This is a genomic window from Rhodoferax sp. GT1R46 (genome assembly GCF_056521285.1).
On sequence record NZ_JBWMBC010000010.1, the window covers coordinates 120,645 to 136,917 of the forward strand.

16 protein-coding genes are annotated in these 16,273 nt (G+C 59.7%); 3 read left to right on the top strand and 13 right to left on the bottom strand.

Annotated features, from left to right (window positions below; genetic code table 11):
- Positions 1–7 precede the first annotated feature (7 nt).
- The 5 genes from can to AC097W_RS18790 are packed head-to-tail and all read right to left on the bottom strand — an operon-like array spanning position 8 to position 4,741.
- Positions 8–670, bottom strand: a complete 663-nt coding sequence (gene can / locus AC097W_RS18770; RefSeq protein WP_479604152.1) for a carbonate dehydratase — start codon at positions 668–670, stop codon at positions 8–10.
- An 8-nt stretch (positions 671–678) separates the two neighbouring features.
- Positions 679–2,703 (bottom strand): LTA synthase family protein, encoded by a 2,025-nt coding sequence (locus tag AC097W_RS18775; protein ID WP_479604153.1) that lies wholly within the window; start codon positions 2,701–2,703, stop codon positions 679–681.
- Positions 2,703–3,884, bottom strand: coding sequence for an isovaleryl-CoA dehydrogenase (locus AC097W_RS18780; protein WP_479604154.1), 1,182 nt, complete (start codon positions 3,882–3,884; stop codon positions 2,703–2,705). Before AC097W_RS18780 ends, AC097W_RS18775 begins: the two co-directional genes overlap by 1 nt.
- A 24-nt stretch (positions 3,885–3,908) precedes the next feature.
- Entirely contained in the window at positions 3,909–4,334 is a 426-nt protein-coding gene (locus tag AC097W_RS18785) for a PaaI family thioesterase (protein WP_479604155.1), read from the bottom strand.
- Positions 4,331–4,741: a MerR family transcriptional regulator gene (locus AC097W_RS18790; RefSeq protein ID WP_479604156.1), complete on the bottom strand. Its 411-nt coding sequence runs from the start codon at positions 4,739–4,741 to the stop codon at positions 4,331–4,333. The genes AC097W_RS18785 and AC097W_RS18790 overlap by 4 nt, the downstream gene beginning before the upstream one ends.
- Positions 4,742–4,847: 106 nt before the next feature.
- On the opposite strand from AC097W_RS18790, the gene AC097W_RS18795 reads away from it, so the two are divergent.
- Positions 4,848–5,909 carry an MBL fold metallo-hydrolase gene (locus tag AC097W_RS18795; RefSeq protein ID WP_479604157.1) on the top strand — a complete coding sequence of 354 codons (1,062 nt, stop codon included), beginning with the start codon at positions 4,848–4,850 and terminating at the stop codon, positions 5,907–5,909.
- A 95-nt stretch (positions 5,910–6,004) separates the two neighbouring features.
- Positions 6,005–6,517: a chalcone isomerase family protein gene (locus AC097W_RS18800; protein WP_479604158.1), complete on the top strand. Its 513-nt coding sequence runs from the start codon at positions 6,005–6,007 to the stop codon at positions 6,515–6,517.
- A gap of 20 nt (positions 6,518–6,537) precedes the next feature.
- Here AC097W_RS18800 and AC097W_RS18805 read toward each other — a convergent pair whose 3' ends face one another.
- The 8 genes from AC097W_RS18805 to AC097W_RS18840 all read right to left on the bottom strand — a co-directional run bounded on the left by AC097W_RS18805 (position 6,538) and on the right by AC097W_RS18840 (position 15,179).
- Positions 6,538–7,455: a M48 family metallopeptidase gene (locus AC097W_RS18805; RefSeq protein ID WP_479604159.1), complete on the bottom strand. Its 918-nt coding sequence runs from the start codon at positions 7,453–7,455 to the stop codon at positions 6,538–6,540.
- A gap of 29 nt (positions 7,456–7,484) precedes the next feature.
- Complete coding sequence (locus AC097W_RS18810; RefSeq protein WP_479604160.1) at positions 7,485–8,222, bottom strand: lysophospholipid acyltransferase family protein; 738 nt, start codon at positions 8,220–8,222, stop codon at positions 7,485–7,487.
- Between the two features lie 64 nt (positions 8,223–8,286).
- On the bottom strand, positions 8,287–8,862 hold the full coding sequence (gene gmhB, locus AC097W_RS18815; RefSeq protein ID WP_479604161.1) for a D-glycero-beta-D-manno-heptose 1,7-bisphosphate 7-phosphatase: 576 nt from the start codon (positions 8,860–8,862) through the stop codon (positions 8,287–8,289).
- Position 8,863: 1 nt separating this feature from the next.
- Complete coding sequence (gene glyS, locus AC097W_RS18820; RefSeq protein ID WP_479604162.1) at positions 8,864–10,996, bottom strand: glycine--tRNA ligase subunit beta; 2,133 nt, start codon at positions 10,994–10,996, stop codon at positions 8,864–8,866.
- A complete protein-coding gene (gene glyQ / locus AC097W_RS18825) occupies positions 10,996–11,901 on the bottom strand; it encodes a glycine--tRNA ligase subunit alpha (protein ID WP_479604163.1) in 906 nt (301 codons plus the stop codon). Before glyQ ends, glyS begins: the two co-directional genes overlap by 1 nt.
- 26 nt (positions 11,902–11,927) lie before the next feature.
- Positions 11,928–13,490, bottom strand: a complete 1,563-nt coding sequence (gene lnt / locus AC097W_RS18830; protein WP_479604164.1) for an apolipoprotein N-acyltransferase — start codon at positions 13,488–13,490, stop codon at positions 11,928–11,930.
- A gap of 5 nt (positions 13,491–13,495) precedes the next feature.
- The gene (locus AC097W_RS18835; RefSeq protein ID WP_479604165.1) at positions 13,496–14,362 is read right to left on the bottom strand and encodes an HlyC/CorC family transporter; all 867 of its coding nucleotides are present in this window, start codon (positions 14,360–14,362) and stop codon (positions 13,496–13,498) included.
- Between the two features lie 85 nt (positions 14,363–14,447).
- Positions 14,448–15,179 carry an N-acetyltransferase family protein gene (locus AC097W_RS18840; RefSeq protein ID WP_479604166.1) on the bottom strand — a complete coding sequence of 244 codons (732 nt, stop codon included), beginning with the start codon at positions 15,177–15,179 and terminating at the stop codon, positions 14,448–14,450.
- A 216-nt stretch (positions 15,180–15,395) separates the two neighbouring features.
- Here AC097W_RS18840 and AC097W_RS18845 point away from each other — a divergent pair, with 216 nt between their 5' ends.
- On the top strand, positions 15,396–16,184 hold the full coding sequence (locus AC097W_RS18845; RefSeq protein ID WP_479604167.1) for an FFLEELY motif protein: 789 nt from the start codon (positions 15,396–15,398) through the stop codon (positions 16,182–16,184).
- The last annotated feature ends 89 nt before the right edge of the window (positions 16,185–16,273 follow it).

Consider the following 16,273-nt stretch of genomic DNA (forward strand, 5'->3'; position numbering starts at 1 on the left):
TGTGTTTTTATACATGCCGCGGCATCAAGCGCACACCGGACAGGGCTTCGCCGTACAGCGCGTCGAGGTCATCCGTGCCCGACACCGTCATGTGCAGGTCCTGCAGCAGACCGTCCTGCAAACCGTACACCCAGCCATGCAGCGTGACGTCCTGGCCACGGGCCCATGCGTCCCGCATCACCGTGCTGAGCGCCACGTTCACCACCTGCTCAATGGCATTGAGCTCGCACAGCGCGTCCGCGCGGCCATGCTCGGGGATCACGTCAAGAATGTCACGATGGCGGTCACGCACGTCCTGCACGTGGCGCAGCCAGTTGTCGGCCAGGCCAATGCGCGCTCCCTCCAACGCCGCCTGCACACCGGAACAGCCGTAATGCCCCACCACCATGATGTGTGCCACCTTGAGCCGCTCCACCGCAAACTGGATGGTGGACAAGGCATTGAGGTCGGAATGCACCACCACATTGGCGACGTTGCGGTGCACAAAAACCTCGCCAGGCTCCAGCCCGGTAATCTGGTTGGCGGGCACGCGGCTGTCGGAACAGCCGATCCACATGTAGCGGGGCTTTTGCTGCGCCTTGAGGTTCGTAAAAAACCCGGGACGCTCGCGCTCCATCTGTGCGGCCCAGGCACGGTTATGGGCAAAAAGATCACTGAGCTTGGCGGACATGGGTCACCTTATTTTTTGAGTGAAATGCGGACATTCCAGTCCAGCAGGCCGTAGCGGGCGCGCTCTTGCTGGTCATCCAGTGCATTGAACTGGCAATCGGAAGCGGGTTTGGCAAGTGGGCCCGGTGCGGCGCTGCAACCAAAGGAATTCTTATTGCCCAGCAGCCACAGACCCTGCGCGTTACGCGCTTCGCCGGTGAAAAACATGGCACGCGGTGCGCTCAGCGGGTCGCCTATTTTGGGCGCTTCCAGCAGATTGCGTCCCGAGTTGATATACGGCCCGGTGACGCCCGCAAGCGGCAGCAAGGTATTGAACATATCGCGGTGGCTGGCGGGCAGCGCCTGCTGCGGGCCGCATTGCAGGCCTTCGCCCCAGATGAGAAAAGGCACTTGGCGCATGAGGTAGCGTCGACTGGCTTCGGCGTAAACGCCAAAGGATCGCACGTTGTGGTCACCCGTGGCAGCCACAATCGTGTTGCTCTTGAGCGGGCCGCTCTGCACGGACTGGACGAATTCACCTAACAAATCAGCAGCGTAGTGGTAGGAGTCGAGGTTGAGCATCAGCGTCTCGGAACTCGTTTCCCCCTTCCACAGCGCCATGTCGCGCGGCACACGCTTGTAATCCGCAGGAAGATCGTAGGGAGGGTGGTTGGTGGAGGTGAGCACAAACACAAAAATGGGTTTATCGACCGGCTGTGCGGCAAGGCGTTTTTTCAGGTACCTGAAGACATAGCTGTCCCACACGCCCCAAATGCCCAGCGTGGCCTCGGGGTACTCGGCTTTCAGGTTGTTGGCGTCAATGACTTCGTCAAAGCCCTGCACCTTGAGCACGCGGTTCAGGTCGCGCCAGCCGGAGCGGGCCGAAGTAACGAACAGGGTCTGGTAACCCGCGTCCTTGATGACTTTGGCAATCGACCACGGAATCGGTTTGCGCCCTACGTCACCCAACGTCAGCGGCGTAATGGGTGTGGAAAACAAAATGGCTTCCAGCGACGGGTGGGTGCCGGGTTGGGCCGAATCAAAATTACTGAAATGGCACGCCCTGCTCGGGTCCGCCAGCGTGGGAGCCAGACGACCCAGCACGTCAAATTGGGGGCTTTGGTAGAGCATGGGCTCAGCACTCAATGACTCCATCAAAAAGAACACCAGATTCTTCTTGGGCGTGCCGGCCGGCAAGGTTGCGTGAGCAGTGAGTGCCGCCTTGACTTCGGCCTCGCTCCCATGGGGCATGCCCAGCACCTCGGCCGCAGCCAGTGCCGAATCGAAGCCCATGGCCTTGAGGCCGGCCAGCGGGTTTTGCAGGTTTTGCGAGAAGCCACGGCTGTCCCACGCGTACTTGAGCGCGATGACGCCATTGGGCACCATGTCGTTCAAAAACTGCGACGTGGTGACCGTGAGGTGCTGGCGCTGCAAGGCCATCTGACGGATGGTGCCCTTGCCGGCAAAGGCCAGCGCAAAGAAAACCACCACCACCAGCACAACCTTGACCGCCACGTGCCGCGTTTGCAGCACGGCATCGGGCTTGAGGCGAACCAGCAAACGCCGGTGCAAAGCCACCGATGCCACGGTCAAACCAACCGCCAGCAGCAGCGTCCAGATGACGGGGAAATCCCGCCAGATGGTTTGCAGCACCGCCGCCGTGTCGTCTTCCGCCAGGCCGAAGACCAGCGAATCAATGGGTGTCTTGTAAAAACCGAAGTAATGCAGGTTGACCAGCGACAGCATCACATACAGAAAAGTCACAGCGGTTGCGATGCGGCCCTGCACCTTGCCCGACACCCAGGGCAACACCAGCAGCAGCAAAACGCCCGCAATGGCGCTGACTTTCAGGTCGAATCGAAAGCCCTGCACCACCACGCTGGTGAGGTCCGTGGTGGAGACGTGGTAGCCGGTGGGCCAGAAGTAAGCCAGTTGCCCGAGCCGGATGAGGGACAGTGCCACTACCAGCGGAATCACCAGCACCCATGCGCGCAACAACCCGCGCAGGGCACCGTGGAGGAACGTGGTTAGATGGCGGGCAGCGGCAGACTTCATTACATGGTTTCAGCGAACAATTCTCGACCGATGAGCATACGGCGGATTTCACTGGTTCCAGCCCCAATCTCATACAACTTGGCATCGCGCCACAGGCGGCCCAGCGGATATTCGTTGATGTAGCCGTTACCACCAAAAATCTGCACGCCTTCGCCCGCCATCCAGGTGGCCTTCTCGGCGGTCCACAAAATCACGGATGCGCAGTCCTTCCGAACCTGGCGAACGTGCTCAATGCCCAGCAAGTCGAGGTTTTTGGCTACGGTGTAGGCAAACGCACGCCCGGCCTGCAGCACGGTGTACATGTCGGCGACCTTGCCTTGAATCAACTGAAACTCGCCAATGCTCTGGCCAAACTGCTTGCGGTCGTGGATGTAGGGGATGACGTTGTCCATCACCGCCTGCATGATGCCCAGCGGGCCACCGGTCAACACGGCGCGCTCGTAGTCCAGCCCGCTCATCAGCACCTTGGCACCGCCGTTGAGCTGGCCCAACACATTGGCCAGCGGGACTTCCACGTTGTTGAACACCAGTTCGCCCGTGTGGCTGCCGCGCATGCCCAACTTGTCGAGCTTCTGGGCAATGCTGAAACCCGGCATGCCCTTCTCGATCAAAAAGGCGGTGACGCCGCGCGCACCCAGCTCGGGTTCGCTCTTGGCGTAAACCACCAGGGTGTCTGCGTCGGGGCCATTGGTGATCCACATCTTGTTGCCGTTGAGCAGGTAGTAGCCGCCCTTGTCTTCGGCCTTGAGCTTCATGCTCAGCACGTCTGATCCCGCTCCCGGCTCGCTCATGGCCAATGCGCCCACGTGCTCGCCGCTGATGAGCTTGGGCAAATACTTGGCGCGCTGGGCGTCGGTGCCGTTGCGCTTGATCTGGTTCACGCACAGGTTGCTGTGCGCGCCGTAGCTCAGGCCCACGGATGCCGAGGCGCGCGAAATTTCTTCCATGGCAATCATGTGCGCCAGGTAGCCCATGTTGGCGCCACCATATTCTTCGCCCACGGTGATGCCCAGCACCCCCAAGCTACCCATTTTTTGCCACAGGTCCATCGGGAACTGGTCCGTGCGGTCGATCTCGGTAGCGCGCGGCGCGATTTCGGCCTGCGCAAATTCGCGCACGGCGTCGCGCAAGGCATCAATGTCTTCGCCGAGTTGGAAATTCAGTCCGGGCAGATTGTTCATGGTTGTCTCCTCATTGGTAAAAAATCAGTAGGTTTTGGCGACCGGCATCAGGGTTTGCTGCATCACGGCGCAGGGGGACTGCTTGCCGCTGTCGTCCACATGTACGACTTCCGCCGTGGTGACGATGATGCGTTTGCCGCTTTTGACCACGCGGCCGATGGCGCGCAACTCTCCGCCCTGAAAGCTGGACAGGAAGTTGATCTTGTATTCGACCGTGATCACCTCCATGCCTTCGGGCGCCACGGTCAGGCCGGCGTATCCGCCGGCAATATCGGCCACGGCGCCCATGGCGCCGCCATGAAACCCGTCCTGTTGCTGGGTTACCTTGTCCGAATAGGGCAACACGATTTCAACCAGGCCGGGCTCCACCCGGGCCAGCTGGGCACCGAGGTGCTGCATCATCCCCTGGCGCATAAAGCTGTCCAGCACGCGCTGGTAGAGCGTCGTCATGCCCGGACACCCTTGGCTGGCTTGACGGCTTTGGCCATCAGCACGCGAGCCTCTTTTTCGTGGGTTTTAAGCTCATCCAGGTTGGACTGCAGGTCCAGCATCTGGGCCTCCAGCTGCTTGCGGTGAATGGCCAGCACGTCCAGAAACTTTTGCAGCTGGGCACCCGTGTCGCGCGGGCTGTCGTACATGTCGATGATCTCTTTGGCCTCGGTCAGGCTCAATCCCAGGCGCTTGGCCCGCAAGGTGAGCTTCAGGCGCGTGCGATCCCGCCCGCTGTAAACACGGCTGCGGCCACCCGGGCCGTTGCGCTCGGGCTGCAGCAGCCCCAGATCTTCGTAGAACCGGATGGCGCGGGTGGTCAGGTCGAACTCGCGCGCGAGATCGCCGATGCTGTAGGTGATGCTCATAAATGGTACGAACAAGGGAGACAGTGCGCGAATTTGCCACCACCTAGAATGCCCTCTTTTGTTGACGTTTACGTAAACGTCAATTATGTAACAAAAGACCTCCACCATGAATGATCTGGAACGACAGCTCCACTATCCCTTCGGCGAAGCCCTGGCCCCCGCGGGCGGGACACTGGAAGTCGCACCCGGTGTGAAGTGGGTCCGCATGTCTCTCCCTTTTGCACTCAATCACATCAACCTGTGGCTGCTGCGCGATGCAATCGATGGCCGCCAGGGCTGGAGCATTGTCGATTGCTGCATCCACAAGGAAGAAGCCAAAGCCCAGTGGGAAACCATTTTCGCCAACGAGCTCGATGGCCTGCCCGTGTTGCGGGTGATCGTGACGCACATGCATCCGGACCATATTGGCCTGGCCCACTGGCTGTGCGACCGGTGGAACGTGCCCTTGTGGATCAGCGCGACCGACTACCAGGTAGCGCGCATGGGCTGCATGGGACCCACCGCGTTTGGGGGGGAACGGGCAGCAGATTTTTTTGCGTCGCACGGGCTCAACAGCCCGGAAGCGGTCGCGCAGATCAAGGCCCGCACGGGCTACTTCCCCGCGCTGGTGCCCTCGGTTCCGCCGTCTTACCGCCGCATGATGGAAGGCAGCCTGCTGCAGGTGGGTGGCCACGCGTGGCGTTGCATCAGCGGCTTCGGCCATGCACCGGAGCACATCGCCCTGTACTGCGAAGCCCTGGGCGTGCTAATTGGCGGCGACATGATGTTGCCGCGCATCTCCACCAACGTGAGCGTCTACGAGCAGGAGCCTGAGTCCGATGCGTTGACCCTGTTTCTGGACTCCATTGACAAGTTTCTGCCGCTGCCAATCGACACGCTGGTGCTGCCCTCACACGGTAAACCGTTTACCGGGCTGCACACCCGCATCCAGCAATTGCATGACCACCACCGCGACCGCCTGGCCGAAGTGCTTGAGGCTTGCGAAGCACAGCCCTGCAGCGCTGCCGACATGCTGCCGGTGCTGTTCAAGCGCACCCTGGACCTGCACCAGACGACCTTTGCCATGGGGGAGTCGATTGCCCATTTGCACGCCTTGTGGTTTGGCGGCACCTTGCAGCGCACACTGGACGCGGATGGCGTTTACCGGTTTGCACCCGTTAGTCACTGAGACCGTTGTCATTTAGTCCAGAAAATACTTTAATCACGCGCCTTGGGTAATAAGTCACGCCCAGGTCGACGTCTATTTCGCCAAAAATAAGAGAATTGCATGTGAACAATTGGAGACACAAGCATGGCACCCCCTTGGTTCTCAATGGAGCAGGAACGCGCTTTCGGGTCATTTTCAAGGTGTACGACATGGCCCTGTACACATCCAAAAAAGTGGGAACGCCTGAGGAACTGCTGGCGCTGCCGGGCCCCAAGCGATTGAGCTTTGTGGCGCTGCGCGAGATGCCAGGAACGGATCTGGGCCTTGCGTTCCTCAAGGGACTGCAAGCGAACGCCGCCAAGGATCAGGTGCAGAAGCACACCACGTCGTCTACTCGACTCATCGATATTTTTTCAGGCCAGTCCAAATTGATGCCCGGGGATAGCTTTGCCATGGACTTCGTTCCAGGCAGTGGCACCACGTTCTACATCGCCGGCAAGCCCCAGGGAGCCCCTGTCGGCGACGCGGAGTTTTTCAACATGGTGCTCAAAATCTGGGTCGGTTCTTCTCCGGCTGATTTCATGCTCAAGGACGCTTTGCTGGGCCAGGAAAGCAAGACTGCGCGCTAAAAAACCGGCAGCTCGACGCCTTACCACTTGGGTATGGCGTCGTCCTTGAGCTGCCCACGCAGCTCTGCATAGTCAGGCACGACGGAGCGCACGGTGTCCCAAAAACGGGGGCTGTGGTCCATGACGCGCAAGTGGCTCAGTTCATGCGCCACCACGTAATCAATCACGGGCTGACGGAAATGGATCAACCGCCAGTTAAGGCGAATGGAACCGTCAATGCGCGCGCTGCCCCACCGGGTCCCCGCATTGCTCAGACTCAGCTTGCGCCACTGCACCTGTAGCTGGGGCGCGAAATGATCCAGGCGCTGTTTGAAGTTCTCTTGCGCCTGGCGCATCAGCCAGGCCTGCACGGCATCGCGAATTTGCTCTGGAGCGGCTGCAGTGGGCAGACCCACGCGCAGAACACCAGCACCCTCGCCGGACGCCGGAAGCTCCATATGCGCGCCGGCCGCCGCAAAACGGTGGCCGGGGTCGAGCGCCAACGCTACGGCGGAGCCCAGAAAGGGCAGGGTTGCGCCATCGCGCCATTCAATACGGGCACTCTGCTGGCGCATCGTGCGCTCACGCGTTTCCTCCAGCTTGCGGGTGATCCAGCGGCCTTTTTCCTGCAGGGCTGCTTCCACTTCAAAGAGGGGCGTCCAGCGGGGTGCCCGCACCACGAGCCCATCCGGCCCCACGACAAACCCAATGGTGCGCCGCTTGGCGCGCTCGAACTGGTAGGCCACAAGCGCCTCACCCAGACGCACTTCGCGGTTGGCCTTGGGGTGGGCAAAGTTCACTGGCGCGATGGCCTGACCCAGCGGCTGCGTCAACTGGTGAAACACGCCTGGACCGGCATCTTTATCCGTACTTGCTACTATTTCAGGAGCGCTCTGCGCAGACTCCACGGGGGCTGGAGCGTCAAACAGATCCAAAGTGTATTGCAGCAGGCTGCGCATGGCTTGCTAGCGAAGCGCCCTCGGCGCCATCACGTGTACGCCTCGGGATCCAGGCGGCGCATTTCGGTTTCGATCCAGGTTTCTACCTCCTGCATCAATTCCTTGTGGTGGCGGCCCACACTGGGAATGGGCTTGCCAATCGACACATCCACCACGCCTGGCGTCTTGAGAAAGGCGCGGCGCGGCCAGCATTTGGCTGACGACACCGCAATGGGAATGACGGGCGCACCGGTTTGCACCGCGAGACGCGTTCCGCTGGTCTCGTACACCCCTTTTTGCCCGCGGGGAATGCGCGTGCCTTCGGGGAACATGATGATCCAGACGCCCTCTGCCAGCCGTTCCTTGCCCTGCGCCACGACTTTCTTGAAGGCCTGGGTGCGCAGGCTGCGGTCGATGTGAATCATGTCCAGTCGCCCGATCGACCAGCCAAAGAACGGCACGTTGAGCAGCTCTTTCTTGAACACATAGGCCAGCGGGTGCGGCATGATGGCCGGCATCAAAAAAGTTTCAAATGTGGACTGGTGCTTGACCAGCAACACCGCGGGACTTTTTTCACCCACGGGCAGGTTGTCCATGCCCGTGATCCGCGTACGGATGCCCAGAATCACCCGCGCCCCGCTTACGCTCAGGCTCAGCCAGGCACGGGCAATGCGGTACACGGGCGCGCCGCGCAGGCCGAACAGCGAAGCGATCAATATCGCCAGGGTGTAAGGCACCACGGTCAGCACCATCCAGAGCATGTGCAGGATCGATCGAATAACAGACATAAGCATTAAATGAGGCGCTAGCCCACGTCCTTATTCAATTGTTTGCTACAAAAATAGTAGCTCTTCAAAGCGCTGCGGCTTGTGAAGGGGTGACATCCCGCGACACCAGGTACTCGGCAAATGCGGCGAGGTCCTGGTGCACGACCGTGCCCTGCGGGTAGCCACTGGGCAACTCCCGCCCCCGGTAGGCCAGTGCCTTGCCGGTCAAAACCAGATGCGGCTCACAACCGGCGGTCACCGCCGCCACCAGATCACGCGGCGTGTCGCCCACGGCAGGAACATCCTGCAGGTCGATGCCGTAGCGCTCGCCAATCTGCTCGAACAGACCGGGCTCGGGCTTGCGGCAATGGCAGTGATCGTCTGGCGCATGGGGGCAGTAAAAGATGGCATCTATCCGACCACCGACGGCGGCCAGCATGGTGTGCATTTTCGCGTGCATGGCGTTGAGCGAAGCCACGTCAAACAATCCGCGACCCAGGCCGGACTGGTTGCTGGCCACCACCACATGCCATCCGGCATGATTGAGGCGTGCGATGGCGTCCAGAGCGCCCGGCAAGGGCTGCCACTCCGAAGGCGATTTGACGTACTCGGCACTGTCTTCATTGATGGTGCCATCGCGATCCAGAATGACGAGCTTCATATCAACTTGCCAGTCGCGACAGATCGGCCACGCGGTTCATGGCGACGTGCAGGCTTTTGAGCAGGCCCTGGCGGTTCAGACGCAGGTCCATTTCTTCGGCATTGACCATCACACCGTCGAAGAAGGCATCCACCGGCGCGCGCAATGCGGCCAGAGTTTGCAGTGAGGCGGTGTAGTCGCCTGACTCGAACTGTGCTTTGGCCTTGGGTGCAACGTCTTTCATCGCTGAATACAGCGCCATCTCAGCGGGTTCGCGGAGCAAGACCTCACTGACATGCGGGTCCACTTCCTGGGCCTTTTTGAGGATGTTGCTGATGCGCTTGTTGGCAGCAGCCAGGGCGGGTGCCTCAGGCAGTGCGGCAAAAGCGCGAACCGCTGCCAGGCGCTTGGGTACTTCCCCCAAACGCTGGGGGCGCAAGGCCAGCACGGCATCGACTTCCTGGGCGCTGTAGCCCTGCTCGCGCAGGGAGCCGGCGAGGCGGTCAAACATGAAGTCAAGTAATGCACCGGAGGCGTCGGCAATCTTGTCGCCAAAGGCAGGGAGCGCGGCTTGCACAAGGGCCGTCAGCTCCAATGGCAGGTCCTTTTCCACCAGCATGCGAATGACACCCAAAGCATGCCGACGCAAGGCAAACGGGTCTTTGTCACCGGTGGGCACATTGCCGATACCAAACATGCCCGCCAAAGTTTCCAGCTTGTCCGCCAGTGCGACGACGACGCCAGCGGGGTTGCGCGGCAACGCGTCTCCGGCAAAGCGGGGCTTGTAGTGGTCTTCGATGGCATCGGCGACGTCGACACCCAAGCCATCGTGGCGCGCATAGTAGCCCCCCATGATGCCTTGCAACTCAGGGAACTCACCGACCATGTCGGTTACCAGATCGGTCTTGGCAAGCAGGGCCGCCTTGTCGGCCCGCGCGACCAGCGGGGCGTCGCCCAGCTGCTGCGCAATCGCGCGTGCAATGGCACGCACCCGCTCGACCCGTTCACCCTGGCTGCCCAGTTTGTTGTGATAAACGACTTTATCCAAACCGGCCACGCGGGATTCCAGCGTCTTCTTGCGATCCTGGTCAAAGAAGAATTTGGCATCGGCCAGCCGGGGGCGCACCACGCGCTCATTGCCACCAATCACGGCGCTGGTGTCGTCGGGGCTGATGTTGCTGACAACCAAAAACTGGTTCGTGAGCTTGCCCGCGCCGTCCAGCAGGGGGAAGTACTTCTGATTGGCCTTCATCGTGAGAATCAGGCATTCCTGCGGCACATCGAGAAACTCTTTTTCGAACGCGCAGATCAGCACGTTAGGGCGCTCCACCAAGGCGGTCACCTCGTCGAGTAAAGCATCGTCCTCGATCGGCTTGCAGCCGCCACCCACTTTCAAAGCGGCAGCGGTCAGTTGGCGCGCAATGTCGGCCTTGCGCTCGGCAAACGAGGCAATGACTGCGCCATCCCGAGCAAGTGTTGTGGCATAGCTATCCGCGTCCGCAATCACCACGGGCGACACCTTGGCCTCGAAGCGGTGACCCTGTGTCGTGTGTCCCGCCGTGAGGCCGAGCACCTTGACCGGCACCACGGTACTGCCGTGCAGGGCCACCAGCCCATGCGCAGGGCGCACGAAGTTCACGCTGCTCCAGCCGGGCAGCGCGCAATCGGTCTCCAGTTGGTAGCTCATGACCTTGGGGATCGGCAGCTTGGCAATGGCTTCTTCCAGTGCCTTTTGCAGCCCGGTATCGAGCGTGGCGCCGGTGAGCAGACTGTCGTAGAACAGGGCTTCAGCCTTGCCATCGGACGCGCGCTTGAGCGCAGCCACTGTGGCGGCAGGGTTGCTCAGGTCCGCACCCAGTGCCTGCAGCTTCTTGAGCAGTGCGGGCGTCGCGTTGCCGGAGGCATCCAGACCGACCGACACTGGCATGAGCTTCTGCTGGACCGCCTTGTCTTCCGCCTTGAGCCAGACGTGGCTGATGTGCGCGGCCAAACGGCGCGGCGAGGCATAGGCGGTCGTCACCGAATCGGAGCCTGCCAGACCCAAAGACCGAAGCTGCTCGGCCAGCACGGTAGCAAACGCATCGCCCAGCTTTTTGAGTACTTTAGGGGGCAGTTCTTCTACGAACAATTCAACCAGAAGGTTTTTCGTTGTCATCATGCGGCCTTCTTGCTCATCTGTTCCACCCACTCGCGCGGGGCCATCGGGAAGCCCAGACGTTCACGGCTCTCGTAATAGCTCTGCGCCACGCCACGTGCCAGATTGCGGATGCGGCCAATGTAGGCGGCACGCTCGGTCACGCTGATGGCACCACGGGCGTCTAGCAAATTGAAACTGTGCGCGCACTTGAGTACCTGCTCGTAGGCTGGCAATGCGAGCTGCTGCTCCATCAAGTGTGTGGCCTGCTTCTCGTGCGCGGTGAACGCCGTGAACAAAAAGTCAGCGTCGCTGTGCTCGAAGTTGTAGGTGGATTGCTCGACTTCATTTTGCTTGTAGACATCGCCATACGAGAGGCCCTCGGTCCAGGTCAGGTTGTAGACGTTGTCCACGCCCTGAAGGTACATAGCCAGACGCTCCAGCCCATAGGTAATCTCGCCGGTGATGGGTTTGCAGTCAATGCCGCCGACTTGTTGGAAGTAGGTGAACTGCGTGACTTCCATGCCATTGAGCCAGACTTCCCAGCCCAGGCCCCAGGCGCCCAGGGTGGGGTTCTCCCAATCGTCTTCCACAAAGCGGATGTCATTTTTCTTCAGATCGAAACCCAATGCCTCCAGCGACCCCAGGTACAGCTCCAGAATGTTGCTTGGCGCGGGCTTCAAAACCACCTGGTACTGGTAGTAGTGCTGCAGGCGATTGGGGTTCTCGCCATAGCGGCCATCTTTGGGGCGGCGGCTGGGCTGGACATAAGCGGCTTTCCAGGGCTCAGGCCCCAGTGCTCTTAAAAATGTAGCCGTATGCGAAGTGCCGGCGCCGACTTCCATGTCATACGGCTGCAGCAGCGCGCAACCTTGGTCAGCCCAGTAGGACTGCAATTTCAGGATGATTTGTTGAAATGTGAGCATGCCCTGATTTTACAGGGGCAAAACCGCTAACCCGCCCTGATTGGCCGTGCGCGGACAGCTATCAAAACAATAGCAATTGCCAGTAACCACAGTGGCCACAATCCAAAGCGGGACACCCACCACGCAAAAGGGGTGATGCCGGTGCGGCCCTGCACATCCCCCACCAGGGCGCCGCGGGTGTGGCGCGGCAATGCATGCGTCACGCGGCCCGTATGGTCGATGATGACGGTGGCCCCGGTGTTCGTTGCGCGGATCATCGGCCGTTCAAACTCCAGCGCACGCATGCGGCTGATCTGCAAATGCTGGTCGATGGCCACGGTATTGCCGAACCAGCCGATGTTGCTCACGTTGACGAAGATGGTCGGGGCCACTGGCGGGTTGATGAAGCGGGCACCCAGTTCTTCGCCGAACAAATCCTCGTAGCAGATATTGAGTGCCAAGCGCTGCGCTTTCCACTCAAAGGACGGTTGACCCACGGCGCCCCGGTTGAAGTCCCCCAAGGGAATGTTCATCAGAGTGGTGAACCATTTGAACCATGGCGGAATGAACTCACCAAAGGGAACCAGATGGTGCTTGTCGTAGCGCCATAGCTGCGCTTGAGCCGGTTGAAAGCCCAGCACTGCGTTGGTGTAACCCTGCGAATAGCTCCCCCAAGGGAACCCGATCAGGGCCGCTTGCTCACCTTTGGCAAAGCGGCTTTGCAAGGCGTCCCAATACTCGGGTGGCAGTTGCTGGGGCAGCAAAGGAATGGCCGTCTCTGGCGCAACGACCAGATCACCCCGACTGGCTTGCAACTGCTCGCCATACCAGCGCAAGGCCAGTGGAACGCCAGAACCAGGCTGAAATTTCTCATCCTGGGGAATATTGCCTTGCAACAGGGTTACCGACAGCTGACCCGCGGGTGCCGACCATGTGGGCAGCCAGGTGGACGCCATCCAGCCAGCGACCAGCACAACGACGGTCGCCGAGCGTTGCACGGCCCCGCTGCGAGAAAAGAGCACCACTGCAGCAGCGAGCCAGACAGCCAATGCCGTTATGCCATATGCACCAACCCATGGCGCGTAGCCAGCCAAAGGCCCGGTTACATGCGCATAACCCACAGCGCCCCAGCCAAAACCCGTCAGCCAGGTGCCACGCGCCATTTCAGCTGCGGTCCACAGTGCGGCAAAACCCAGACATGCAATATGCGGGCTGCGATCCTTGATACGCCAATAGAGCGCTGACGCCGCCGCGTAATACAAACCGAGTGCCGCGGCCAGGGCCACAATGGCCAGGGCCGTCAGCAACCCGTTCAACCCGGCGTAGGTGTGCATCGAGATATAAAGCCACCAGAACGTGCCACACAGCCAGGCCGTGGCGAAAAGTAACCCGATAGCCCCGGCCTGCGTCCAGCTCCTGCAACGGTGCAGCACCCAGACGAGCACGCCCATGGACAACAATTGCAGCCACCAGAGCGGTTCCCCTTTTTCAAAAAGAAGGGAGAATGGCCACGCAACGCTTGCAGCGCTGGCGCAAGCAGCTATCAAAACAATAGCGAATTTGACAAAAATATCCACTGCGTGGTACTTACGCAGAAAGGTCGATTGCATAGCTTTCAGGATACGACGTCGTCGGGCGCCACTTTGAACCACTTCACAGCGCCGCCTTTGGTATGGAGCACCAGGAACACCAAGCCCCCCAATGTGAAGCGTTCGCCGCGCTTGGGTACATGGCCCATTTCGTGCGCAATCAATCCGCCAATAGTGTCAAAGTGATCGTCTGGATCCGATCCGGTGAGTACGACCGTGAATGCGTCGTTGACCCGCTCAATAGGGGTGTCGCCACTGACGCGATAGGTACGGTCAGCCAGCGCAAAAATGTCGCCCTCATCCTCCGCGATGTCGAACTCGTCTTCGATTTCACCCACAATTTGCTCGAGAACATCTTCGATGGTGATGAGGCCTGCCACGCGGCCAAACTCGTCTATTACGATCGCCAGGTGGTTGCGATTGCCCCGAAATTCACGCAACAGGTCGTTGAGGCCTTTTGTCTCTGGCACGAAAACGGCGGGTCGCAATAGCGCCCGGATGTTGAGCTCGGGAGCCCGCTGCAGCTTCAGCAGGTCCTTGGCCATCAGAATACCAATGACGTTTTCACGCTCACCTTCGTATACCGGAAAGCGGGAGTGCGCGGTGTCAATCACGGTGTGAAGCAACGAGTCCATGGGTGCGAGAATATTCAGCAGGTCCATGCGCGTGGCCGCCACCATCACATCACCGGCGGTCATGTCCGCCATACGAATTACGCCTTCAAGCATCACGCGCGACTCGGCACCAATGATGTTGTTATCCTCAGCTTCGGCCAGCGTCTGAATTAGCTCCGCTGTTGAATCGGGTCCTGGATGGATGAACTCAGCGAGTTTGCGAAGAAAAGTCCGCTTGTCTTCTTTGTCTGCTGGCCGCGGGGGGTGTGGGTCTGACACTGACGTGGTGGCAAGGACTGCCTTTGTTTCGGACCCTCAAGGATAGCGGATTTGTATGACCCGCCACAGATTGGTTTCACCCGCTTCAGGGTGGGATGCGGCGTTGCGCGTCGATCGCACCCCGGCGAACCTCTTGCAAGTCTGCAAGGAAGCTCCAGAACTGCTTGGCTTGCGTCTTGATTCGATAATCGGTTTGAGCCACTTGCTCCTCGAGCATTTCGGTAACGCGGCTATCCAACGTGGACTGTGGCAACTGCAGGTGGGCTTCGGACTCGGATCCGTCGCGCTCAACCGTCGCACCCGCGTTGCGGGCAATTTTCAGCATGGCTGTATTCTCGCTCAGTGCATGAATAAACATCATGCTGATTCCGTCGTTGGCAGCATGCATTGCAGCACGTTCAAACAATCGCGCCCCAAATCCCCGACCGCGTGCACCGGGAACAACCGATACGCCGAATTCCGCACAGGACTCGTAGCTAGCCTCCTTGGGATAGGCGAGATGCGCCATGGCGATCAACTGAATCTTTCGGTTGTAAATCCCGAAAATCTCGTCTTGCTCGAAGTCAAGTCCGTCCACATATCGCTGAATTTGCGCGTCTTGCGCCATGTACCCAAAACGCAAGTACCGGTCGGAAGACTCTAGCGAAAGCAAATGCCGGGCGATCCGGTCACGGTGATTCACCCCCAATGAGCGGATCGGTACAAGGATTGGAGCCTTCCCCCCTGTGGCTGCGTTGCTGCCCTTCCCCGCCGGTGGGCGTAAAAAATCACGCCCCACACCGAATGAGGCTTTGATCAGTTCTTTTGCTTCAAGCATGGGGTGTAATATAAGGGTTATCCCTAGTGTTGACACTCCAAACTGTCGTGATTCTGTCGCATGGGCGCCATCGTGGGGCTCATTGGTAAATTGGAAACCGGCAGCACAAGGCGCAAAACGAGTGCGAGCGCTAGCTCACGGGGCACTCAACCCGCCTGTTTCGCAGCGCATCATTGGACATGTTTTTGGCTCTTCCAGACCGATACACTTGCTCCCATGAGTGCAGCACAAAAAATCAGGGATGCGGTGGCGCGGGTTGCCGCATTGCGTTTGGAAGCAGCGTCGTCACCCGGCCTCCTTGCCGCTACGACGACCATCAAACGGTTTCAGGCACGTCGTTTCGCCGGTACCTACGCGGACCTTTTTGATGCAAAGGAGTATGCGGGCGCCGCAAGGTTTTTTTTGGACGAACTCTACGGCGACAAGGATTACTCACTTCGCGACGCACAGTTTGCGCGCATTGCCGGAGCACTTCAAACGTTTTTCCCGTCAGCAGTGGTTGCAACAGCTGTGTCACTGGCGGAACTACATGCTCTGACCGAAGAGCTTGACCACCAGATGGCAATCGCCTGGCGTCGAGAGTCCGAGGGGACTCATGCCGATGATGTGACCCGGTACGTTCTAGCGTGGAAGTCAGTAGGTCATGTGGAGGACCGGCATCGACAACTGGATATTGTGCTTGCTGTCGGGCGCGAACTGGATCGACTAACCCGAACTCCTGGGCTCAGGTTGATGCTCAGAATGATGCGCCGACCAGCGGCATCCTCTGGATTGGGCTCTCTTCAAAACTTTCTTGAGGCTGGGTTTGACACCTTCGCCAACATGTCTGGAAACGGAGCACGGGCCCTCGAGTTTCTAAACTTGATCAAGACGCGCGAATCGCATTGGTTTGACCACTTATTTGGTCCCGACGCAATCAATTGTGAAAAGCAATTACGTGCTTGTCTGTCAAATAGTAAGCGCGCGGTAAACCCATATGGGTATACCGTTTATCGTGGCCGATGATTCCGGTATCGTGACCGGTCGTTCCGGGGATCGTGACCGACGGAATGAGCCAGTCAGACACAGCGCGCTTTGAATTGTAGGTAGTCTGG